Origin of the sequence: Flavobacterium fluvii (genome assembly GCF_900129545.1) — a bacterium.
In the GTDB taxonomy this organism is placed as follows: domain Bacteria; phylum Bacteroidota; class Bacteroidia; order Flavobacteriales; family Flavobacteriaceae; genus Flavobacterium; species Flavobacterium fluvii.
In genome coordinates, this window is the sequence record NZ_FQWB01000002.1 from 201,170 (window position 1) to 226,306 (window position 25,137).

The window sequence follows — 25,137 nt, forward strand, 5'->3', positions numbered from 1 at the left end:
AAAATTTAAAAAGAAAGTAAAAATAAAATTTCTTGCCAAAAATACTATCCTGTGGCATCCTGTGAGGTTATAATTGAATTGCTTGGTTATTTAGAAACTAAAAAAAAACAATTGTTTTTTGTATTTAAGAGTTTTAGGTATTGAAAAAATATATTTTTCAAATTTAATGATTAAAAAAAATATTAATATCATTTTTTTAATCCTAAAAATATATAAATAAAAACTAATTTTTTGTTAATTAATTGATTTTTAATTGGTTATAAATATGAAATTGTATTTAAATTTTGAACTTATTAATTTATTGAAAATTAGCAGGATAGGGCAGGATAGAAAGTCTTATACTATTAAATATGTTTGTTTCTTAACTAACCAATTTATTAACCATGAAAAGAAAATTAATTATTTTAATGAGCTTCATCGTATGCGCTTTGTTTTGTGCATCGGGATATGCTCAAGAAAAGGTGGTCACAGGAAAAGTTATTGACCATTCCAATCTACCCATTCCGGGTGTAAATGTTGTTGTAAAAGGCACAAAAAAGGGAATTACAACTGATATTGATGGCAAATACAGTCTCTCAGTGTCTTCTGGTGAGACTTTAGTATTTTCATTTTTGGGTTTTAAAACCATAGAACAAAAAGTAGGTAATGCGAGTTCTTATAATGTTTCTTTAGAATCTGAAAACTCTAGTTTAAACGAAGTTGTAATTATTGGTTACGGAACACAAAAGAAAAAACTAACCACAGGGGCAATTTCGGGGATTAAAACGGAAAATTTTGTTGAGCGACCAATGTCAAGAGTTGATCAAGGTTTGATTGGACAAATTGCAGGGGTTAGAGTAAAACAGACTTCAGGTTTGCCGGGAACACCTTTTAGTGTAGAAATTAGAGGAGCAGGATCTATTACTGCAGGAAACGAACCTTTATATGTAATCGATGGATTTCCTATTTACACGGAAGCGTCAAATGGCTCGGGTGGATTCACCAACGGTAGCCCGTTGGACAACATAAATCCTAATGACTTAGCTTCTGTAGAAGTGTTAAAAGATGCGGCTGCGGCTGCAATTTACGGTTCTAGAGCCTCTAATGGAGTAGTTATAATCACTACCAAAAAAGGTAAATCAGGGAAAGCAAAATTTACTTTTAATACTTATGGTGGTTTGAATATGGAAGCCAAAAGAGTGGATGTTTTGGATGCGCAACAATGGATTGATAGATCAAAAGTTTTTATTGATGCACAATGGGTGGCTTCTGGAATTCCTGGAGCGTCAGCTTCTCAAACCACGGCACAAAGAACAGCTGCTTACAATGCAGTAAATCCTACTACACCGCTTACACCAAGCAATGCTAGATATCCAACTTATCTTTATGATGATAGATGGGATATGCCGGGTCATCCAGGGATAGATTATATCGATTGGCAAGATCAAGTATTCAGTACCGGAGAATTCCGTAATTATCAATTTTCTGTTTCTGGAGCCACTGATGCGGTTAATTATTATGTGTCTACTAGTTACCAAGATAATGAAGGATATATGGTTGGTACGGGTTATTCCTTGTTTTCTGCAAGAGCAAATGTTGACGTTAAATTATCGGATAATTTTAAAATGGGAATTAATTTGGCTCCTTCTTACTCTGTTAAAGATGATCCGGGAATAGAAGGAAAAGACAATATATTGCACAAAGCACTTGGTGCAACACCTGTTTTCGAAAATACCGAAAATGCTGCTGGAGAAAAGTATACCGTGAAATACCTATGGGGAAGCACTACAACAAGCATGCTTAATTTATTGGATAAAAAAGGGCAAAATTCTATGTACAGAAACCTTGTTTCTGCTTATGCAAGTTACCAGCTTGTTGATGGTTTGACACTTAAGAGTACGCTTAATTTTGACAATACGGATAATACTACCGAGAATTATACACCCGGAGATAGATTGACTGATATTCGTGGTACCTATAATACTTATAGAAGACAAAATGCAGTGAATGAAAATACTTTGAATTACATTAAGTCGTTTAAAGATCATAATTTTAATTTGCTTTTGGGACAGTCTTTTAATTCTTATGAAATTACTAAATCGACTCTTTCTTCGGGTGCGCTTTATACTAATTTTGTTACCGAAACTTTACCTACTGGTTCGCTTGGATCTACCACGGCAGAGAAAAACACCTTGCTTTCATATTTTGCCAGATTGCAATATAATTATAAAGAAAAGTACATAATTTCTGCTAGTTATAGACGTGATGGTTCTTCAAAATTCGGTTCGGAACAAAGATGGGGAGAATTTCCTTCGGTGTCATTGGGATGGAGAGTTAAGCAAGAAGGTTTTATGCAGAATGTCGAATGGATTAACGATTTGAAATTGAGAGCTAGTGCAGGTGTAAATGGTAGTAATAATATTCGTAGTTATCCTCAGCCGGTACTTGGGAATTATAATTATACAATAGGAGGAGTTCAAGCCATAGGACAAGGAGTTTCGTCGATTGAAAATAACAATGTTCACTGGGAAGAATCTAAAAGTATTGATTATGGTATCGATTTTTCGATACTAAAAAACAGGATTTCTGGATCATTTGAAGTGTATAGAAAAGAAAATCAAGAGTTATTGTTGAATGTGCCTATAACAAGTTCATCAGGTTTTAGCAGTTACCTAACTAATATTGGAAGCGTGTTGAATCAAGGATGGGAAGCAGAATTGAACACTGTTAACGTTGCTTCTAAAGACTTTCAATGGAAAACTTCCTTGAATTTAAGTCATAACGAAAATGAAGTTTTGGCATTAGGACCTGGTCAACAAAAAATCGAAATAGCAGCCACCGGACTTAGCGGTATCCCATTTGTGAAATTAGAAGTTGGAAAACCAATGTATTCCTTATTTGTATTGAAACAAGATGGTGTGTTAACCCAGGCTGATATTGATAATGGAGGCACTACTATTGGAGGAAATAAATTAGTGCTTGGAGATCCAAGATATGTAGATCAAAATGGTGATAAAAAAATTACTGCAGATGACCGTGTTGATGCTGGAAATCCTACCCCTAAATACACTTGGGGAATTACCAATACATTCAAATACAAAGATCTAGATTTGAATATTTTGGTTCAAGGTCAAAATGGTGGTACTGTTTACGGATTAATAGGAAGAGCTATCGATCGTACAGGACAGGCTTCAGTAGAAAACACCCTTGATGTTAACCCTGCGGTTAGAGGAAACTGGAGAACTTCTTTTGGATTTCAAGCGAATACGGATTGGTTGTATTCTTCAGATTATGTTAGTATTAGAAGCATAACATTAGGATATAATTTACGCGAAGCTGTAAAATCATTAACAAGAATAGATAATGCGAGATTGTACATCACTGGAGAAAACTGGTTCTACTGGGATAAATACAAAGTAGGTTATAATCCAGACGCAGTAAATACTTCAGCAAGTTCCGATGGTAATTTCTCGCTTCCTGTTGATTATGGAGGAGCCCCAATAGCTAGATCAATAGTTTTAGGACTTAACATTAATTTTAATTAAAATTACGATGAAAAAATATATTTATTTTGCCGCAAATATCTTTATGCTGTTTTCTCTTGGATCATGTGAAAATCAACTTGACCAACTTCCATTGTCTCAAGCGACTGCAGAGAATTTTTATGCTACTCCGGGCGATTTTGCTCAAGCGAGAAATGCAACTTATTCTTGGGCTTTTCATGGTGCCAACGAATATGGTTATGCCAACAGGGTGTTGAATTTAAGTGAAACGAGATCCGATAATTTGTATGCTACTACCACTGCTTCAAGAGAATGGGAGGGTATAAATAGTTTTTATACATCAATAAGTTCCAATTCTTATGTTAAAGAAGCTTATGTAAGTAATTATAAAGCCATCTTTTATGCAAATCAGTTACTAGAAAAATTAGTTGAAAAAGGAAATGTTATTCCTCTTCCTGCCGATAGGGTCATTATGGCTGCAGAGGCTCATTTTCTCAGGGCATTCTGTTATTTTGACCTGATAAGATGGTTTGGTCGAGTTCCATTAATCGATAAAACAGTGACAGCCCAAGAATCTGCACAAATCGGGAGAACTCCTGTTGCCGAGATATACAATTTAATTTTATCCGATTTACAGATAGCAATAACTGATTTACCACCTTCTTATTTGGCTGCTGACTATGGAAGAGTAAACAGATTTGCTGCCAAAGCATTTTTGGGTCTCGTGTACATGACGCGTTCTAGTCCAACTTATGGTATAGATGGGTCTACTTTGGGACTCAACGAATGGGCAAAAGCTTACCAACAATTGAATGATGTAAAAGGAAGTGGTCAATATGCTTTCGGAACTGATTATGCCACTATATTCACAACAGAAGGATTGACTAATAAAGAAAACGTTTTGACGATTCCTTATACTTCAGGAAATGATGTAGGTGGAAATTTTGTAATTGAAGTGGGATACGAGCCTTATTTTACGTCTATTGGTTTGTCTGCACAAGGATCGTTGGAAGCTAGACCAATTTCGACTGGACTTGTCAGCAGTTTTGCTGCCACCGACAAAAGAAAAATATTTGGTATCGCAACCAGTTACACTGCTTCAGGTCTTGCATATACGCTTCCTGTTTTCAAGAAATACATAGACAAAACCAGATATGGATTATCTCGTACAGACTGGGGGATAGATTTTATGGTTCTTCGATATACCGATGTATTGATGATGATGGCAGAATGTACACTTCACGGCGGTGGTGGAACTCAAGCAGACGTGGATGCAATCATGAATCAGGTTAGAACAAGAGCTGGTATTCCGGCAAACGCTACAAATACGACTTTGGCCCAGTTATTTGACGAAAGAAGAAAAGAATTCTTTTCAGAAGGAACAAGATGGTTTGATTTAATTAGGTCAGGTAATGCTTTGACTATCATGAATAATTGGAAAACGTTGGAAGATACCCAAAAGAAAATCCTTACCATAGATAAAAACTCTTTGCTGTATCCAATTCCATTACAAGAAAGGTTAGCTGCTCCAGGACTATATGATCAAAATCCGGGTTATGATTAATTTTTAGTTTAGTTTTTATTTAATAGAAAGTGCCATAGTCAAAAGACCATGGCACTTTTTTTTTAAGGCAATAACTTGAGTATTGCCTTTTTTTGGTTTTATAATTATCCTGAAAATTGATCGCTTTATTATTTTAACAATTTGCATCAAAAAAAAGGAGGCTTTTTTGATGTTTTTATCTGTTATCTGTTTTAAAAGCCCTCTTGTTTTAAATATTGTTTATTGAATTCAAATAACTGGAACCTAATTGGTTATGGTAAAAATATGTTGGTTTTATCGTGTTTGTAATAAAAATAGTGTTGTTTTTATGTGATATAAGAATAAATAGATTAAAAAAACGCAAATGAAAATTAAAAAATATGTTAATATTTTATAGTTAATGCGCTTGTTCTCAGGTATTTAGTAAATTTGGGTAGCTTTTTTGCTCTAATAAAAAAATAGCAGGCTAGGGCAGATAGGTTCCGTTTTTCATGTAATTAATTTAACTATTAAATCAACTTAAAATGAAAAAAAAAATTACCTTTTTGTTTATTTTAGTCCTGTTTACTTTGATGTATTCATCGGGCTACGCCCAGAACAAAGTTGTTAAAGGAACGATTACGGACAGTTCAGGATTACCAATACCTGGCGTAAATGTGGTCATTAAAGGAACCACGACCGGAATCAGTACCGATATGGATGGAAAATATGCCATATCGGTTACTCCAGGACAAGTTTTGGTTTTTAGTTCCACAGGTTCTAAAACGGTCGAAAAAACTGTTGGACAATCAGATGTGGAGAATATAGTGCTTCTTGACGATATCGCCCAACTAAGTGAAGTTGTGGTTGTGGGATATGGTACGGTAAAAAAATCGGATGTTACGGGTGCAATTGTAAGTGTCAGTGCCGAAAAATTAACATCACGTCCCGTGACGAATGCGCTTCAGGGCTTGCAAGGTAAAGCTGCCGGTGTGGATATCACATCAAGCGAGCGTCCGGGAACTCTTGGAAGCGTTCGTATTCGAGGGAATCGTTCATTGACGGCAACGAATGATCCGCTTTATGTAGTGGATGGCGTGCCTTTGATGTCGGCATCTTCCATTGAAACGCTTAATCCAAGAGATATTGCGTCTATTGACATCCTCAAGGATGCTTCTGCCACGGCCATTTATGGATCGCGTGGAGCCAACGGGGTTATTATTGTTACAACAAAACAAGGGAAATCAGGCAAGTTTACCTTGAATTATGCAGGAACAGTTACCACAACTGAAATTGTAGATAGATCTCCTTCGATGAGTGCCGCTGATTTTATTAATTTCAGACGTTGGGCTCAATACAATCTACCCCCAGCACCTGGAACTCCTCCTCCTCCTCATCCAGATACTCCTACTTATGCTAATGATTTAACTCTTTTTGCCAGTTCTCTTGACGGCCAAACTTCTAGGGACAATGTAATGAAAGGTTGGATGAGTGGTACTTGGGATCCTTCCAAAGTCACCAATACGGATTGGACTAAGTATGTTACTCAAGCAGGTATTACTACTGAACATGTTTTGAGTGCAAGTGGCGGTTCCGAAAAAATAAATGGTTATGGTTCTTTTGGCTACCTGGATGATGAAGGTACTCAAAAAGGACAATGGTATAAACGTTATACTGCAAAAGCCAGCACAAATATCAATCCTGTGGATTGGTTTAAAATGACCGCTTCCTTGAATGCTACATGGAGTGAACAGGATTTTGGTATGTCAACTTTGGGTGGGGGTAGTAATTCCAATCCAAACGCAATCTATGGACAGGCCAAAGCCATTTATAATATGGCCGTTCCTTATGATGCAAATGGTAAAATCATTATCAATCCAGGGGGAGAAAATGGTGTTTTTAGCATTATAAATGAATGGGAAAAAAGTACGCAACAGTCACAAATTATGCGTCTTTTAGGAAATTTCTCGGCTACATTTGATATCGGCAAGATATGGGAGCCCGTGAAAGGTCTTAGTTATAAATTGAATTTTGGACCTGATTTTCGTCATTGGAGAGAAGGTGTCTATATTGACGGAACTTCTGTGAGAAGAACTAATGCTGACGGAAGTCCGGGAACTAATTTTGCCAGACTTCAGAATCGTCGTGATTTTTCGTGGACATTAGACAATATGCTGACCTACGATCGTACCTTTAAGGAAAAACACAATGTTGGAGCAACCTTGCTTCAGACTGCATCCTCATGGAATATTGAAAACTCATCGATGGATGCCACTAATATAGACAAGCCATCCTTTTTGTGGAATGCTTTCGGTACGGTTGATATTACCAATCCTGCTAATCAAGCCCATATGAGCTCCGGTCTTACGGAGCGTCAACTTAGTTCTTATATGGCTCGTTTGAACTATGGTTATGATGGTCGTTACTTGTTGACAGTGTCTGGTCGATGGGACGGGGCTTCACAGTTGGGCGAAGGTCATAAATGGGATTTTTTTCCATCGGCGGCTCTTGGATGGAGAATCAGCAAAGAAGATTTTATGAAAGATGTAGCTTGGGTTGATAATCTGAAACTTCGTTTAGGGTTTGGTACAACAGGTAACTCATCAGTGGATCCGTATTCAACAAAAGGGGATATTAGTAAAATTTTTCTTCCTTTTAACGGTATGTCCAACCAAACAGGTTATACGACCAATGAACCTTATTATACAGGAACCCAGAATTCAATGGCTAATGCTGAACTTGGATGGGAAAAAACAACCCAATACAACCTTGGTGTTGATTTTGCTTTCTTGAATAACCGAATTAATGGTAGTGTAGAACTCTACAAGTCATACACAAGTGATTTGATAATGCAAATGATTATACCTACGTTGACAGGTTTTCCAACAACCTTTGCCAATATAGGTAAAACAAATAACACTGGTGTTGAGGTTACGCTTAATTTGATACCGGTGCAGACCACAAGTGGATTTATATGGGAAACTACCTTGATCGGCGCTTGGCAAAAAGATAAAATCGAGGAATTGGCCTATGGCAAGAATGGTGATATGCCGGACAATGCATGGTTTATAGGCGAATCAATCAACGTTAGATACGGTTTCGACAACGCTGGGATTTGGCAAAACACGCCCGAGGATCTTGCTGAAATGGCAATATGGAATGCCGTACCCAACGGAGATAGATTTACGGTAGGTAACGTGCGTCCTGTAGACCAAGATGGAGATCACAAAATGACTGTTGCTGACCGTGTGGTTCTTGGCAACAGCAATCCTAATTGGACAATGGGTTGGAATAATACCTTCGAATATAAAGGGTTTGAATTGGGAATAGAAATTTATGGACGTATGGGGTATATGGCATCTTTAGGTGGGGAGGCATTGACTTCCCATGCCAACCAGCGTGAAACCGATTATTGGACACCAATCAACACGGGGGCAGAATTCCAAAAACCGATATTGGCACAGGCTACATCCGGTTCTGCGGATAAATACTCCGGGCTTCTTGGATTCCAGGAAGCAGGATTTGTCAAAATTCGTAATATCTCGTTGGGGTATAATTTCCCGGAAGAGCTTGCCACTAAAATGGGTGTAGCGAATATGAAATTGTATGCGCAGGCCATAAGCCCTGGTAGTTTGTATCAGTCATTGGATTGGTATGATTTTGATGTAAATACTACCTACTACAACAGAAGTTTTGTTATGGGAATTGAGGTTGGATTTTAGCGAATAATTGTGTTGTAAAAAACTAACATTAAAATAATAGAAAAATGAAAAAAATTAAAAATATAGGAATCGTTCTTCTGGTAATGATGGTTTTGTCATCTACATCGTGCTCGGATAATTTTCTCGATGAAGAATTGACAACCAAATATTCGACAGAATATTTTGACTCGCCTAAAGGCCTAGAGGAATTGGCTGTGTCGCTTTATGGTAATATTCGTTGGCATTATGGGTTTGAGTGGGCTTATGGAGTTACACTTTATGGTACCGATGAGTTTACAACCGGAAATGACCTTACGAACGAGATGTGGAATACCTATGACAATCGGTTTGGGCCGAATGGTGCCACGGTTGGTACAGGGGCAATCAACGGCAATGCCACTTCTCCGGCCGCTCTTTGGGATGAGATGTACTATGGTATAGCTTCTGCCAATACGATTATTGCAAAAGCAGAAACAGTTATTACTGACGTTAGAGTTCGTAATCGTGTTTTGGCTCACGCTTATTTTATGCGAGGTTATAACTACTATCGTCTTACTGCCCAGTATGGTGGGGTTGTCCTTCAAACTACACCTGTAACGACTGTTGTCCGTAATTTCGTTCGTTCAAGTGAAGAGGATAGTTGGAAACAAGTTATCTCGGATTTGCGTAACGCTTATACTCTTTTTGAGGGTGAAGTTTATACTTATGGTAAAGGAATTACATGGACAAAAGCCACGGCAGCCCATTTTCTTGCAAAAGCTTTATTGTTCCGTTCTTCCGAGCGTAATGACGCCTGGAATAGTTCTTATAAAGATGCTGATATTAAAGAAGCAATCGATGTTTGTTCTTATGCCATCAGTGCTCGCGGATCTTTAACCCCTAATTACAGTGATTTATACGCCAACTGGACAGGAATTGATTGTCCAAACGAACAGCTAAGTGAAATATTGATGGCAGCGGGTCACAATGGTGATGCTGCCACTGTAGGTCGTTTCGGAAACCGTACCTATAATTATTTTGCCCCTCAATTTTCAGCCTTCTCTGGAAGTTGGGTCAGACGTGGTGTATGGATTGGTTCTATGGATTTCCAGCGTTGTCGTCCTACCGAGTATAGTTATGCTGTTTACGACCACGTAAATGACGCCCGTATGTGGAAAACATTCAAGACTGTTTACGGAATAAATACCTTACAAACTTCTAATCCGAATGGACTAAAACTGGGAGATCCAGGCATTGTAATGATTTTGAATACCAAGAATGACAATACTTATAATGGATATACCTTTGGTTGTGCTGCTACTCAATTTCCAAATTGGAAGGATGACGCAAAACGTCTGCCAGAGTGGACTATTGGTGCCCGCCAAACACCAACTTCAGGAGCCTTGACGACTAAAGTAGGTCAATTTTCTCCCAATTCATTGGTTTTGTATCAAAATGGAGTGTATGTTGCGCCTAATTTTAAGAGTACTACTTTTTGTAACTTCTTTGCCGGCATCAATAAAACAGATGACGGATCGCGTAATGCTGAAAGAGGGGATGCGCACCGTGACGTAATTATGGCGCGTCTTGCCGAGACTTATCTTTTGCGTGCTGAATGTTATGTTCGCCTTGGACAATATGGGCCAGCAATGAATGACCTAAACGTTGTTCGTAGTCGTGGCCAATGGAAAGCTGGTGAAAACAGATCCTATTATGTTGACGGTTCTGTAGCTTTTGTGAATAATGCTCTAAATACGGGAACTAATGCCACGAATTATATCAATTCGAATTTGAATATGAATACCTACTATTTGTCTAATCCAGGAGTGGCGGTTACCACTGCGGCATCTAATTTGTTATTAACTTCATTTCCTAACAGCTTGCCGACTGAAGATGAAGTTATTCTTGCAAAAATTGGAGCTACCACTAATTATGATCGTGCACTAAATTTTATTCTTAACGAACGCACTCGCGAATTGTTGGGTGAATGGGATCGTTGGGAAACATTGTCTCGCACTGGAACTTTGGTTAAACGAACAATAGCATACAATCCAGAGGCTAAATTCATTACTGTCGGTAAGCATGAACTTCGTCCAATACCACAAGCGTTTATTGATGGTTTGTTAAATGACGATGGTACTAATTTAACTGCTGAACAAAAAAAGGCTTGGCAGAATCCTAATTATTAGTTTATTATTTAAATAAATCAAGTGTCATGGTTCAAAACTATGGCACTTTTTTTGTATGCAGGGTAGCACAGGATACTAATGATGTTCAATTCTGTTATATTTAAACTTTTAAATACCGAAAATTAAGTACCAATGATTTGCATAAAAAAACTTCTTATAATTTTAATTGTTTTAGGGGCAAATCTGTCTGCAACAGCCCAAGTAAAATTACCTGCTTTGGTGGGGGACAACATGGTGTTGCAACAAAACGCAAAAGTCAATTTGTGGGGATGGGCCTCGCCAAACGAAAAAATAAGTATTCAATTGGGCTGGCAAACTGTTCCCGTGACAATTACAACGAATCCAGATGGAACTTGGAAAACAGCAGTAGATACTCCTCAAGGCAGCGAAAAAGCATACAACATTACCATTGAAGGAGCCAATAAAATCATTCTTCACAATGTGCTTATTGGGGAAGTTTGGATTTGTTCGGGTCAGTCCAATATGTATTTTCCGGTAGGGAAAGAAGAAGGGACATGGAAAACCGGAGTCAAAAATTATGAAGAAGAAATTGCGAACGCCACGTATCCGAATATTAGAATCTTTACCGTTTTGACGAAAGCTTCGCCAAAACCATTGGATGACGTTACGGGAAGCTGGGCAGCATGCTCGCCAAGTTCCGTAAAAACATTTTCTGCTGTTGCCTACTTTTTCGGAAGGAACTTGTACCAAAATTTAAAAATTCCTATTGGTTTAATTTCTTCTTCTTGGGGAGGAACAAAAGCCGAAGCTTGGACATCCCAAAATGTTTTGGAAGGAAATCCAGATTTCTTGTCCATTTTGGAAACCGATGCAAAGAATGAAAAATTATACCAAGAAAAACTGGAAAATTACTATCAGGATTTGAAAAAAGAACGAATCGCCAACAACAATGATTTGTCCAAAACCGAATTGAAAAAGCCTAAAAAAGAAGATAATAAAACCTCTTATGTTCTTTATAATGCCATGTTGCGTCCTTTGATTAATTATACCATGAAAGGAGTAATTTGGTATCAAGGAGAAAGCAACGCCGAACAAGCGTTTCTATATCGCAGCTTGTTTCCGGCAATGGTCAAAAATTGGAGAAGTGATTGGAATCAAGGAGATTTTCCGTTTTATTATGTGCAGATCACGCCCCATCGTAGTCAAAATCCAGATATAAGAGAAGCACAATTGCTTTCCTTGAAGAATATTCCAAATAGTGGAATGGTCGTGACAACAGATGTCGGGAATGCGACAAATATCCATCCAATAGACAAGCAAACCGTGGGTTATCGATTGGCTTTATTGGCTCGTGCCAAAACCTACAATGAAGCTAATCTAACGTATTCAGGACCGATTTACAACCACATGAAAATCAAAAAAGAACGAGTTCAATTGTTTTTTGATTATGCCAACTCTGGACTTGTGAAAAACGGAGAGGTTTTGAAAGAATTTGAGATAGCAGGAAAAGACCAAGTTTTTTATCCGGCAGATGCCAAAATTGACGGCAAGACAGTCGTGGTTTCGTCTTCAAAAGTAAAAAATCCCGTGGCCGTGCGTTTTGCATGGAAAGCGATACCAGAACCTAATTTATTCAATAAAGAAAATTTGCCGGCTTCCCCTTTCAGGACGGATGATTGGGTAAATCAACCGTTAAAAATTAATTAGAGGAAGTTGTTCTTGTCGTGAAAATCTAATATATCTGAATAATTAAAATGAACCGAAGAAAATTTATAGTTGGAAATTCCCTCGCTCTTATGGGGTTGTGTCTCCCGTTTTCAACTAGAGGTGGTGACTTTTTGGGTAATCTGAACCTTTCTGATTTTGAAAAGAAACTTCAACCCATAGGTCGTGCACTGGAATTTGAAGATTATTATGTGTGGTGCAACAGTCCCATTGAAGGACCTGACGGTAAAATCCATGTGTTTTTTTCTCGATGGCCAAAAGCTAAAGGCATGAGTGGATGGATAAATTGTTCCGAGATTGCCCACGCCGTTGCAGATAATCCCGAAGGACCTTATGAGTATGTAAGTACTGTTTTGGCTCCTCGTGGAGAAGGCTTTTGGGATGCAACCACATGTCATAACCCAAGTATTCATTTTGTGGATGGAAAATATGCCCTGTTTTTTATGGGAAATTCCAATGGAAAAATGGATACCAAACGTGTCGGATTGGCTACTTCCAATTCACTTTACGGTCCTTGGGAAAGACCGGACAAACCTTTGCTGTTGCCAGGAGGAGAAGGTTCTTGGGATGATTTATTAACCACTAATCCTTCTTTCTTGAAACACCCCAATGGAGAGTATTGGCTCTACTATAAATCATTGGATACTGAAAATTACGTGCATCCAAAATTCCCAATAAAAGGGAACAGAAAATATGGATTAGCCATATCTAAATCGCTGAATGGACCTTATGAAAAATACAAAGGAAATCCAGTGGTTGATTTCTCTGCATTGGGAGACAATAAACAATGCGAGGATGCTTTTATTTGGTATGAAAACAAAAAATTCAAAATGTTGGCAAGAGACATGGGAGTTTTTGGTATGGACTATGGTCTTTATATGGATTCTGACGACGGAATTCATTGGAGTAAACCCTTGATATCTTACCAACCCTTGAATAAATATATAAATCAACCCGAAGCACCGAAACATTTGAATCGGTATGGTCGTGCAGAACGCCCACAATTATTGTTTCAAAACGGGAAAGCAACTTATTTATTTACGGCTTCCCAAGGCGGGAAATATGAAACTGCGTCAGGATTCATTTTTAAAATAAAATAAAGAAATGTTTTGTAAATCAGCGAACTGATGATTGGGTAAATGAAACGGCCAAAAAAGAAAGTCATTTGGCTGAAAAATGCATTAATATCAAGTGGCAGCATTGGAATACATTAAAAGAGAAATAGTTTATAATAGAGACAAACCAGTTATAATTAACCTTAAAACACCAAAAAAATGAAAAGTAGCAAACTTAGAAATGCTTTTAAAATGAAATTGAAACCAGGCTTTGAAGTCGAATACAAAAAACGACACGACGCTATTTGGCCGGAACTGCAATCCCTGCTTTCGGAATCCGGAATACAAGATTACAGCATCTTTCTGGATGAAGAAACCTTGATTCTTTTTGCCGTCCAAAAAATAAGCCCGGATTTTGATGAAGATTATTTGCCCAATCATCCCATCGTGAAAAAATGGTGGGCATACATGGCTGATATCATGGAAACCAATCCCGATAATTCTCCAGTGGCAACTTCACTGATTGAAGTTTTTCACGCAGATTAAATATTTTATTAGTTTCTTTAAAAGTTAATCAATACCTCACAATGAGTTCAAAAAAACCTATATTTTTTACCGTACTTCTACTTTTTACATTTGCCTGCATTAATGCCCAAGAAAGAACCACCATCGAACTAAATAAGGGATGGAAGTTCTCCAAAGGTATGAATGAAAAAGCCTTCGAAAACAATTTTAACGATTCTAAATGGCAAACCGTCAGCGTTCCTCACGATTGGGCTATTTACGGCCCATTCGACAAAGAAATTGACAAGCAAGTAACCGCCATTGTTCAAAATGGCGAAAAAGTGGCCACCGAAAAAACGGGTCGAACAGGAGCCTTGCCTTACATCGGCGAAGCTTGGTATCGCAACCAATTTAGCGTTCCCAATTTCGACAAAAACAAGAAAGTAATCCTTCTTTTTGAAGGGGCGATGAGCGAACCCAAAGTTTTTTTGAATGGCAAAAAAGTGGGTGAATGGAATTATGGTTACAACTTTTTTTACTTCGACATCACCGATTATGTTGCTGCCAATGGAAAAAATAATTTGGCCGTACATTTATCAAATGTGGGCGAATCCTCCCGTTGGTATCCCGGAGCCGGCTTGTACAGAAAAGTAAAATTGATTGTCAAAAACAAGGAAAGCATCGATCAATGGGGGACTTTCGTGACCACTCCAGTCGTTGCCGATGATTTGGCAAAAGTAAATATCAAAACCAAGGTTAACGGCGACAATTTGAGTATCGTTACCAAAATTCTGGATTCATTTGGAAATGAAGTAGCCGTAAATAAATCGAATGCTATTTTTGGCAATGAATTTGACCAAAACATGGCCATCATAAATCCAAAATTGTGGAGTCCAGAAACGCCTTATCTCTACACGGCCGTTTCCCAACTTTATGTTGGCGATGTTTTAAAAGACGAAACAACAACACGATTTGGTATTCGAACCATCAAATTCGAACCCAACAAAGGCTTTAGTTTGAATGGCAAAGTGCGCAAATTCAAAGGAGTTTGTTTGCACCACGATTTGGGTCCCATTGGTACCGCCATCAACAAAGCCGCATTGCGCAGACAATTGACCATTTTGAAAGACATGGGTTGCGACGCCATTCGCAGTTCGCACAATATGCCGTCATTGGAACAACTCGAATTGTGTGACGAAATGGGATTCATGTTCTTGGCCGAAAGTTTTGACGAATGGGCAAAGCCAAAAGTGAAAAATGGCTACAATCGTTTTTTTAAAACAGATGCCGAAAAAGATGTAGTCAATTTGATTCACGCCACCCGTAATCATCCTTCGATTGTTATGTGGAGTTCGGGAAATGAAGTGCCAGACCAATGGGGTTCAGAAGGCGTGAAAAGAGCGAAATGGTTGCAGGAAATTTTCCACCGCGAAGATCCAACTCGTCCAGTTACAGTAGGAATGGATCAGGTAAAAGCCACGATGGAATCGGGTTTTGGTGCTATAATGGATATTCCGGGATTGAATTACCGCTTGCCTTTATATGATGAAGCATTCAAAAAATTTCCACAAGGATTTATTTTGGGTTCAGAAACAGCGTCAACAGTGAGTTCACGCGGAATTTATAAATTTCCGGTTGTCAAAGGAGCGAACAAGCAATATCCAGATTTTCAATCATCTTCCTATGATTTGGAATATTGCAGTTGGTCGAATGTACCCGATGACGATTTTGTTTTGCAAGACGACAAACCTTGGGTTATTGGTGAATTTGTTTGGACAGGATTTGATTATTTGGGTGAACCAACCCCTTATGACGAAATGTGGCCTTCGAGAAGTTCTTATTTCGGAATCAGTGATTTGGCAGGTTTGCCAAAGGATAGATTCTATTTGTATCGAAGCCGTTGGAACACGACCGATATGACCCTGCACATTTTACCGCATTGGAATTGGGAAGGTCGTGAAGGAGAAACCACTCCCGTTTTTGTGTACACGAATTACGATAGCGCCGAACTTTTTGTCAATGGAAAAAGTATGGGAATACAGAAAAAAAACAACACGACGCCACAAAACAGATATCGTTTGATGTGGATGGACGTCAAATACGAACCTGGAACAGTTAAAGTTGTAGCTTTCGATAAAGACGGAAAAGCAATTGACGAAGAAAGGATTGGCACAGCCGAAAAACCGTATCAAATAAAATTGGAAGCCGACAGAGGTACACTCGAAGCCAATGGCGAAGACTTGTCTTTTGTAACGGTTTCTGTAGTCGATAAAAACGGGAATCCTTGTCCAACAGCCACCCAACAATTAAATTTTAGCGTAACTGGAAAAGGAACCTATCGTGCTGCCTGCAATGGCGACGCCACTTCATTGGAATTATTTCATTTGCCTACCATGAAATTGTTTAGCGGCAAGTTGGTGGTCTTGGTACAATCGACTTCCGAAGCTGGAAAAATCGAATTAACTGTAAGTGGAAAAGGACTAAAAAGTGGTAAATTAGCTTTGAATTCAAACTAAAATTTAAAATCACAAAATGATATTGGACAAAAAATCTTTTTTATCTTTGATAGTGCTTGTGTTTTTCGGAGCCCAGGTTTGGTCACAAGATACCAGAACTTTCAAGGTTTTTCAATTTCCGGTCAACAAGATTCCAACCATTGACGGAAACCCGGACGATTGGAAGATGGTTCCTCAAAGTTATGTCGTGGGTATGGATCAATTATGGGAAGACAGCGGAAAACAGACGACGGCGGATCCGAAAAATTTGGATGTCAGTGTTAAAGTGGCTTGGGTAAAAGGATTGAATCGGTTGTATTTTTTATACGAAGCTTACGATAATTACTGGGATTTTTCCTTGACGGGTTTGCACAACGACATATTTGAAATCACGGTCGATGGTGATCAATCCGGTGGGCCATTTATTGACAGGTTTCATCCCAATAAAGCATTGACAAATACAATGGACGCCTATTTTTCATACCACGGTGTTCACGCCCAGAACTATCATGTTTTCACGCCAGCAGAAGGAAAAGATTGGGCTTTGGCGTGGGGAAGCCAACCTTGGATAAAAGAATTGCCGTATGCCAATGCTGCTACCCAATATAATTTTAAACCCGGAGAATCAGGAAAACTGACATTGGAATTTTGGATAACGCCTTTTGATTATGCCGGAAATGATCCAGCGAGAGCCGTTGAATCCATTTTGGAAGAAAATAAAAATATAGGTCTTTGCTGGGCAATTATTGACTATGACGATGTCAATAACGAAAAGAATAACGGTTTTTGGAATTTGTCGAAAGAGCACACAATGTATGGCAATGCCAATTATAGTTTGCCCTTTAAATTGATGCCGTTGGAAAATGAATTCAAAAAAGCAATCGAGGCCAAATGGACTTTCAATACGGTTGACATGAAAAGAAGAATGGTGGCTTTCATCGATCAATCGGAAGGGGAAATCAAATCCTGGAAATGGGATTTTGGTGATGGCACGACTTCAGCGGAACAAAATCCGATTCATCAATACAAAGAAGCGGGTAAATACATCGTTGTTTTGAATATTGAAGGGCCAAAAGGAAAATCCAGAATGTCGAAAGTTTGGGACGTGGCAGTGAAATAAATAACAATATAAAGATATAAAATGAAACCAAAATTCAAATTATTCCTGCCTGCAACCCTGGTGGTATTCTCTTTTATGGGGTCTAATGCGCAACAAAACAAGGAAATTTCCACTATCACTTTGTCCAATAATTCGAATATGGAATTACCCGATAAAGCAGTAAGCATAAAAAGAGTTACCATCGATAAAAACTATACCAAAAATTTCCCGCTTTTAATTTACAAAACAGACACCATTCCTTCACAAGTCAATGATTTGGATGGAGATGGCAAATGGGATGAACTCTTTGTAGTTGCCAATTTTGCATCCAAAGAAAAGAAAACCATCCAACTAAAATGGGTAAACGAAGCCCCAAAATTTCCGATTAGAACCAGCGTTCGATTCGGAAAACGTGAAGCAGAAAACATCCCCTTGCAGCCGGCAACCGAAGAAACGGTAAACGCCCATCAAGTCTATAAAAAACTAGGTTTCCAAAAATACCAAACCGATGGGCCTTCTTGGGAAAACGACAAAGTAGGTTTCAGGCATTATCTGGATGGACGAAATTCCAAAGATGTTTTTGGAAAAAAAGTCCCAGCCATTACACCGGAAGATGTTGGTATCAACAGCTCAGGAGCGGTAGAAGATAATTATCATGTCATGCACGATTGGGGAAGAGATGTTTTTCCGGTGGGGAGTTCAGCAGGATTGGGCGGTTACGCTTTGCTTGTTGGCAACGAAATTACGCGACTTGGAATTCTTGGAACAGATACTTTGAATAATATCGAAAAAACAACCTTCAAGATTGTTGCCGAAGGCCCCGTAAATTCGGTTTTGAATTACAACTATTCAAATTGGAAAGCTTCTGGAAACAACTACCAAGTAAACGAAACCACCTCGATTTGGCCGGGAATGTACGCCTACAAAAACACCGTTAAAATCAAAGGCATTACAGGCAAAGAAACCTTTTTGATTGCATTGTCCAATATCAATAACGAAAAAGGATTAAAAGTAATCGAAGTAGGAAAATGGGTTTGCTTGATCCAACACGACAACCTTACTTACAAGCGCGAATGGATTTTGGGAACCGCCATCATCGTTCCCAAAAAAGACTATTTGGGCTATATCGAAGCACCAAAAACGGGGCAATTAACAGATTCATATTTGGCCAAAATGAAAATCGTGGAAAACACCTCCATCCGTTATTATGCAGTTGCAGGATGGGAATTAAGTGCCGACAAAAACTTTAAGGATGCTCAATATTTCACCGATTATGTAACGAATTTGGCCAAACAATTGGCGATAGAAATTACAGTTGCAATAAAATAAAAAAGGACCAAAAAACATATAACCACAAATTTTAAAAATCTAACGCTATGAAACAGTACCACATCCCAGTTGTAGCCTTGCTCTTTTTGGGCAGCCTAAGTCCAAGTATTGCTCAAACGAATGACGCCACCACGCCATTGCACATGATGCAACCTGATTATCCGACTCCTTATGTAGTTCCACAAAAAGAGAACATAAAAGCGGTTTTGGATAGAGTTTATAATTTTTTGGATAAAAATTCTGCTTCCAAAATTGTCAATGCAACCACAAAAGCCGAAATCACGAATTATAAAAAAGGCAATGAAGACATTATGTTTGGCCCCGGTTCATTTCGATTGACAAGTTACGAATGGGGAGTTACCTATGCCGGAATGCTTTTGGCTTCCAAGGCTACCGGTGAAAAATATTTTGCCGACTATTCCAACAAGCGAATCCAGTTAATAGCCGACATCGCCGAAAATTATAAGGAAAAAAATATTAAGGATGATGCCATGCTTAAAACCCTGCATCCCCAAGCATTGGATTTTGCGGGAGCACTTTGTGCCGCTTTTATAAAGGCAAAAGCAGATGGATTAAAAGCAAACGTGGATCCGTTGATCAACAATTATATCGACTTTATCAGCAACAAACAATTTAGATTTGCCGACGGAACTTTGGCTCGAAACAGGCCTCATGACAACACGCTTTGGTTGGACGACATGTTCATGAGCGTGCCGGCTCTTGCCCAAATGGGTAAATATACCGGCAACGTGAAATATTTTGATGATGCCGTAAAACAAGTCAACCAGTTTTCGAGCAGAATGTTCAACAAAGAAAAAGGGATTTACATGCACGGTTGGGTACAATCCATGAAAGACCATCCTGAATTTCACTGGGGTAGAGCCAATGGTTGGGCAGTGATGACCATGGTCGAATTATTGGAAGTTTTGCCTAAAGACCATCCGGGATATGCGGGAGTTTTGGCGCAATTGCAAGCACACATCAAAGGATTGGTAAAATACCAGGACGGAACTGGTTTTTGGCACCAATTATTGGATAAAAATGACACTTATCTAGAAACTTCGGCAACAGCCATTTATACCTATTCAATTGCCAGAGCCATAAATCGTGGTTATGTCGATAAAATGACTTATGCTCCAGCAGTGTTGTTGGGATGGAATGCCGTAGCCACCAAAGTAAATGACAAAGGGCAAGTGGAAGGAACTTGCGTGGGAACAGGAATGGCATTTGATCCTGCTTTTTATTACTATCGTCCAATAAATGTATTTGCGGCACATGGTTATGGTCCAGTGTTGTTGGCAGGTGCAGAAGTGATTTTGTTGTTGAAAGACAATCAATTCGAACTCAACGACAGTTCTATCCAATTGAAAGTTCCCGGTAAAAACAATCAACCAAATGAATAGTAAAATCCTTTTAAATAGCATTGTACTATTCATTACGGCAACAACTTTTGCCCAAATTGGCACTCGTTTTCCATCCGAAAAAAAAATAGTGAAAGACCCCGTTACGGGGCAGGAATTAATTTTCTTGACTACAAAATCGGCTGGAGATTCCAAAACCTATCCCACGCATCCACAATGGACATCCGACGGGAAATGGTTGATATTTCGATCCAACCGAGTTAAAGGCGAAGCGATGGCGGTCAACGAAAAATCGGGTGTTTTGGTCCAGGTTACCGAAGGAGGCTATAACGGAACTTTGTGCATGGCCCAAAAGTCGATGAAATTGTACTTTATGCGCAATGGGCAAGAGGGCAAAATGCAAATTATGGAAGTCAATCTTGAAGCTGTTTTTGAAGACAGTAAATCAGGGAAAATGAAACCCGTTTCGGCTTACGAACGAGTTTGCGGTACCACGAATCCAGAAATGGGAGCTTCAGGCGACATGGCAATGGATGCCGATGAAGAAAAGGTTTATTTCAGGGTAGGGAAAGAGGAAGCCGCCAGACATTTGGCTGCCGGAGTTCTAATCGAAAAAAGTTTTGGCCCAAGAAATATGGGCGCAGGCCCTGGTGGAATTGGCAGTATGAGCCTGAAAACAGGCGAGTTGAAACACGTTATTTCGGTTCCTTTTCAAATTGGACACATCCAATCGAATATATGGAATCCGGGTGAACTTGTTTTTTGTTGGGAAACAGGAGGGAAGTCGCCACAACGTACTTGGACTGTCATGGCAGATGGTTCGGGATTGCGTCCTTTGTATCCTGAAGCCGATTTTGAATGGGTTACGCACGAAGCCGTAATTTCCAAGGATGAAGTAGCCATGGCGATTATGGGACATCGAAAAATTGGTATCGAGAAAGATTCTCCGGTGGAAGTTGCCGCCGACGGAAAAATAAGAAATCCGGTCAATCCGGGACAAGAAAGTAATTGGGGAGCCACGGGAACTCGTGAAAAACCAACAGGTTTAGCCATTGTCAATCTGAGAACCAGGGAGATGATTATTGCCGGGCAAACCAAAAGTGGCAGCGGTTTATGGCACGTTCATGGTTCCGCCGATGGGCGATGGGCCGTGGGCGATGACTTTTCGAGAAGTTTGTATCTGATTGACCGAAAAACGAACGAAATGATGATGCTAACCACGGGTCATAAAGAAACGGCGGCAGATCATATTCATCCTACTTTTAACAGGGACGGAACAAAAATCGGAATACAATCCGCGATGCTTTCCGAAGACAATCGCACCATGAATATTTGTATTGTCAATGTGCCGAAAGAATGGTTGAAACGAAAGGTTAAATAAAAATCTTTACACAGTTTTTAGAATTTTGAAAGGGAAACTGTTTTATAATAATACCCTGAGTTCGATAAATAACTTTCGAATTCAGGGTATTTAATTTTACTTCACTTTATTTTGATTCGAATTGGGTTCAATTCATCAGGATTGACCTTGGTATAATCTCCTTAAAAAAGCCACAGATTAAAGAGTTATCACTCATTAATCTGTGTAAATTCTTTAGTCTGTGGCAAAATAAAAAGCCATTTTGCAACCCTGCTTATTTTACTTTATTCTGGTTCGAATTAGGCTTCAATTCATCAGGACTGTCTTTGGTGTAGGTCTTGAATATTTCTTTTGAAGGACTCACAAAAATATCCTGAATCACCTCAAAGCTCAAGTTGTTTTTTGGATTAAATTGATCCGAGTCCATATACTTTTGAAGCGACAGAAACAGTTGTTTGGCGGCAGGCTTGTTCTCAACATCTGGCCCTAAATTGGCACTGCTCACGATTATTTTTCCTTTTCCCACTTGTGCTTCAAATACCAAAGCCAGTCTGCGATTCATGAACCAGGTATCGATTGGTTGAACCAATGGTCGGAAATCGAACGGGAAATCCTCCAAATTCATTACTTGCGAGCGGTTTTGAATGTCCCACCACTGCAAATCAGAGTGGAAACTGGTCGGAAAATCTCCAAAAGCCGGACTTTTATCTTGAATCAGCATTCCCGTAACGTGTGGCGGACGCATTTTAAACCAAGAGGTGTTCCAAAAAACAGGCAGAAAATGCATTTCCACTTCTTTGCCTTTCACGACTTTTCCCGAGGCATTCAAGAACACTTTTCCTCCATTGTTCAATACTTCTCTTGACTTTTCGTCCAACACTGTCGTGTAATAAATAGAAGGGGAGATTTCAGTTTTTTTGTCTGGATATACCCAAAAATCCCAATCGTTGGCAAACTCGGTGCCATTCACTTTTACTTCCAGTTTTAATTTCGAAGCTTCCTTAATTTCAGTCAATAGAAAACTCAGGTTTCCAACGAAGATTCCATTTCCGTTTTCGTATGTTTTTGAATCAAAATTTCCCGAAGAAAGTACATTCCCTTTTTCGTTTTTAATAGTCCAACTGATTACCGCATTTTGTAATGGCGTTTTCCCGGAATGGAAAAGTACTATTTCTGCCTTGAAAGTTTCTGCGTTGGTATAAACAAACTTTGGAATTTTAGCCAGAGGAACTGTTGAATTACAAAATCGACTGTACTCTTTTGCAGTCACATATCCTTTTTCTTGGAAAAAAGCATCCAGAACACCTACCAAAGCCGTTCCTTGACCCGGGAAATCCTGTAATCCCAACATTTGAAAACCTCCGTAACCGGGCGTTCTCAATATTTTTTCGATTTCGTTTTTATAGCATAAAACCTGTAATTTTCCAGAAGCATTCAAGAAATCCTTGCTTTGATTTCCCATATGATGGTCTTCCAAATCTTGGCGGAACATCTCGAAGTTTTTGGCTCTATACACGCCTTTGTATTTTTGGATTTCCTCAAAATTTGGAAAAACACAATATTGCCCAATTTCGTGGGCGACAAAAGGAACTTTGAATGGAGCAATTCCGGAGCTAAAATCGGATTCTGTTTCCAGTGTTTTATTCCAATTTAATCCTCTTACGCCTCCTCGTGATTGGTATTCCGCATTCGGGACAACAGGCCAACTTCCTCCAACCGACATTCCGGTATAAACTCTTCGGTTATCTTTTGCTTTCCAGAAATCAACAAATTCGTTGAGGTATTTTACCTGATTTCCGGCAGGTTCATTTCCGGCGGACAACATGGTGAAAGAAGCGTAATTCCCGTATTCCTTGGCCATTCGAGTGGTTTCGTCATATAAAAACTTGTCCACCGGCTGACCCAATCCTATTTTGGGACCGTGGTTAGGCCAACTCGGACCTTCGGGTTGCAAATAAAATCCAACTTTGTCGGCAGCAATAAAAGCGGCTTCAGGAGGACACCAGGAATGGAAACGGACGTGGTTCAAACCATAAGACTTTATTTTTTTAAAGATAATTTCCCAAGCTTCGACCGTTGTAGCAGGATAACCAGTTAACGGAAATTCGCAATTGTGAACTGTTCCTCTCAAAAAAACAGGATTGCCGTTTATCAAAAAGCGGTTGCCTTCTATCTTGAATTCACGCATTCCGAATTGAACGGTTTTGGTGTTTTTGATGTCTTTGGAAGCCAATTTTACTTCCAGATTGTACAAAGCCGGATCAAATTCGTCCCAAGTCAGCATTCCTTTTCCAAAAGGCAATTCGAGTTCAATGGTATTTTCTCCCAATTTGGACACTGAAATCGGGCTAAAAATTTCTTGAGTTTTATCAGATTCGTTAGTGTTGAAACTTTTGGCAGCAATGGCAATTTTGCCGTTAAAATTATTTTGGGTACTGTTATTGACCGTGATTTTCACGCGGGCTTTTCGGTTTTTCACGTCAGGAAAAATCTGTACATCGTCTATATAAACAGGGGAAGCAGACTCCAAATTGATTTTTCCGATGATGCCATTCCAGTTTCCTTGGGTATGATCGGTTACGCTGTGCGAATCGGGACCCACATTTATTTTTTTAATGCTGTTCTCAATTCTAATGGAAATACGCTGCTTTCCCGGAACGAGAAAAGCACTCAAATCATAGATATGAGGTGCTACCAATGAATTTTGCAAACCCACTTCCTTCTCGTTTACCCAAACTCGGGTTTCGATATGGGCTCTTTCCAAGCGGAGCAAAATGCGTTGGCCTTTCCAATTGGCGGGGATATTTACCTCTTTTTGGTACCAAGCTGCACCAACATAATGTTTGGCAGGAGTCAACCAGAAAGGAATGTGTATGTTTCCGGGTTCACGGTACTTTTGTAATCGTGGAATAAAATAAAAAGAACTGTCATAAATAGAACCTGTCCATTTTGTTTTCAAAGTGATTTCGTCACCTTTCAAGAATTCTGCCATTGAGCCGGGTAAATGAATTTCGTCCGAAAGATTCTTGTTGTACCATTTTTCGGTGACACCTTCATCGTTTCGATCCATTTGAAAATGCCAACTGCCTTCCAAGTTGATTACTTCATCCTTGAAACTGCTTAAAGTGAACAAAGCCAACAAAAGCAGGCAGACGTAATTGTATTTTTTCATTGTTTTGTGTTTTATTTTTGGTTCTACTGGAAATGTTGTGAACATTCTTTTTTTTAACCATTAAGTTCATTAAGAAAATTAAGTTTTTTGGCTTCATAAACCTTGATTCCTTAATGGTTTTTAATAGAAATTAGTTGTTTTTTTAAATTTAAAAAAGTTTTGAACACTGCAACTCTTAATTTCCTTAATGAACTTAATGGTTT

General features: G+C 38.9%; 13 protein-coding genes. 12 read left to right on the forward strand and 1 reads right to left on the reverse strand.

From position 1 onward, the window contains the following. Window positions 1-383: 383 nt before the first annotated feature. The 12 genes from BUC16_RS06510 (at window position 384) to BUC16_RS06565 (ending at window position 21,783) form a co-directional block, all read left to right on the forward strand. Window positions 384-3,524, forward strand: coding sequence for a SusC/RagA family TonB-linked outer membrane protein (locus BUC16_RS06510; RefSeq protein ID WP_073369082.1), 3,141 nt, complete (start codon window positions 384-386; stop codon window positions 3,522-3,524). A 7-nt stretch (window positions 3,525-3,531) separates the two neighbouring features. Then, window positions 3,532-5,046, forward strand: a complete 1,515-nt coding sequence (locus BUC16_RS06515; RefSeq protein ID WP_073369085.1) for a RagB/SusD family nutrient uptake outer membrane protein — start codon at window positions 3,532-3,534, stop codon at window positions 5,044-5,046. Between the two features lie 503 nt (window positions 5,047-5,549). Next, a complete protein-coding gene (locus BUC16_RS06520) occupies window positions 5,550-8,726 on the forward strand; it encodes a SusC/RagA family TonB-linked outer membrane protein (RefSeq protein WP_073369088.1) in 3,177 nt (1,058 codons plus the stop codon). A gap of 44 nt (window positions 8,727-8,770) precedes the next feature. Then, window positions 8,771-10,873, forward strand: coding sequence for a RagB/SusD family nutrient uptake outer membrane protein (locus BUC16_RS06525; RefSeq protein WP_073369090.1), 2,103 nt, complete (start codon window positions 8,771-8,773; stop codon window positions 10,871-10,873). A gap of 132 nt (window positions 10,874-11,005) precedes the next feature. After that, window positions 11,006-12,541 carry a sialate O-acetylesterase gene (locus BUC16_RS06530; RefSeq protein WP_073369093.1) on the forward strand — a complete coding sequence of 512 codons (1,536 nt, stop codon included), beginning with the start codon at window positions 11,006-11,008 and terminating at the stop codon, window positions 12,539-12,541. A gap of 47 nt (window positions 12,542-12,588) precedes the next feature. Continuing rightward, window positions 12,589-13,659, forward strand: a complete 1,071-nt coding sequence (locus tag BUC16_RS06535) for a glycoside hydrolase family protein (protein ID WP_073369095.1) — start codon at window positions 12,589-12,591, stop codon at window positions 13,657-13,659. Between the two features lie 174 nt (window positions 13,660-13,833). Next, window positions 13,834-14,160 carry an L-rhamnose mutarotase gene (rhaM, locus tag BUC16_RS06540; protein ID WP_073369097.1) on the forward strand — a complete coding sequence of 109 codons (327 nt, stop codon included), beginning with the start codon at window positions 13,834-13,836 and terminating at the stop codon, window positions 14,158-14,160. Between the two features lie 41 nt (window positions 14,161-14,201). Continuing rightward, complete coding sequence (locus tag BUC16_RS06545; protein ID WP_073369099.1) at window positions 14,202-16,634, forward strand: DUF4982 domain-containing protein; 2,433 nt, start codon at window positions 14,202-14,204, stop codon at window positions 16,632-16,634. A 16-nt stretch (window positions 16,635-16,650) separates the two neighbouring features. Then, entirely contained in the window at window positions 16,651-17,733 is a 1,083-nt protein-coding gene (locus BUC16_RS06550) for a PKD domain-containing protein (RefSeq protein WP_073369101.1), read from the forward strand. 21 nt (window positions 17,734-17,754) lie between these two features. Beyond that, window positions 17,755-19,041 (forward strand): DUF4861 domain-containing protein, encoded by a 1,287-nt coding sequence (locus tag BUC16_RS06555; RefSeq protein WP_073369103.1) that lies wholly within the window; start codon window positions 17,755-17,757, stop codon window positions 19,039-19,041. A 47-nt stretch (window positions 19,042-19,088) separates the two neighbouring features. Next, the gene (locus BUC16_RS06560) at window positions 19,089-20,444 is read left to right on the forward strand and encodes a glycoside hydrolase family 88/105 protein (RefSeq protein WP_073369105.1); all 1,356 of its coding nucleotides are present in this window, start codon (window positions 19,089-19,091) and stop codon (window positions 20,442-20,444) included. Beyond that, the gene (locus tag BUC16_RS06565; protein WP_073369107.1) at window positions 20,437-21,783 is read left to right on the forward strand and encodes a TolB-like translocation protein; all 1,347 of its coding nucleotides are present in this window, start codon (window positions 20,437-20,439) and stop codon (window positions 21,781-21,783) included. The genes BUC16_RS06560 and BUC16_RS06565 overlap by 8 nt, the downstream gene beginning before the upstream one ends. Window positions 21,784-22,036: 253 nt before the next feature. Here the strand turns inward: BUC16_RS06565 and BUC16_RS06570 are convergent, their stop codons facing one another. Continuing rightward, window positions 22,037-24,934: an exo-beta-1,4-galactosidase gene (locus tag BUC16_RS06570; protein WP_073369505.1), complete on the reverse strand. Its 2,898-nt coding sequence runs from the start codon at window positions 24,932-24,934 to the stop codon at window positions 22,037-22,039. Window positions 24,935-25,137 lie beyond the last annotated feature (203 nt).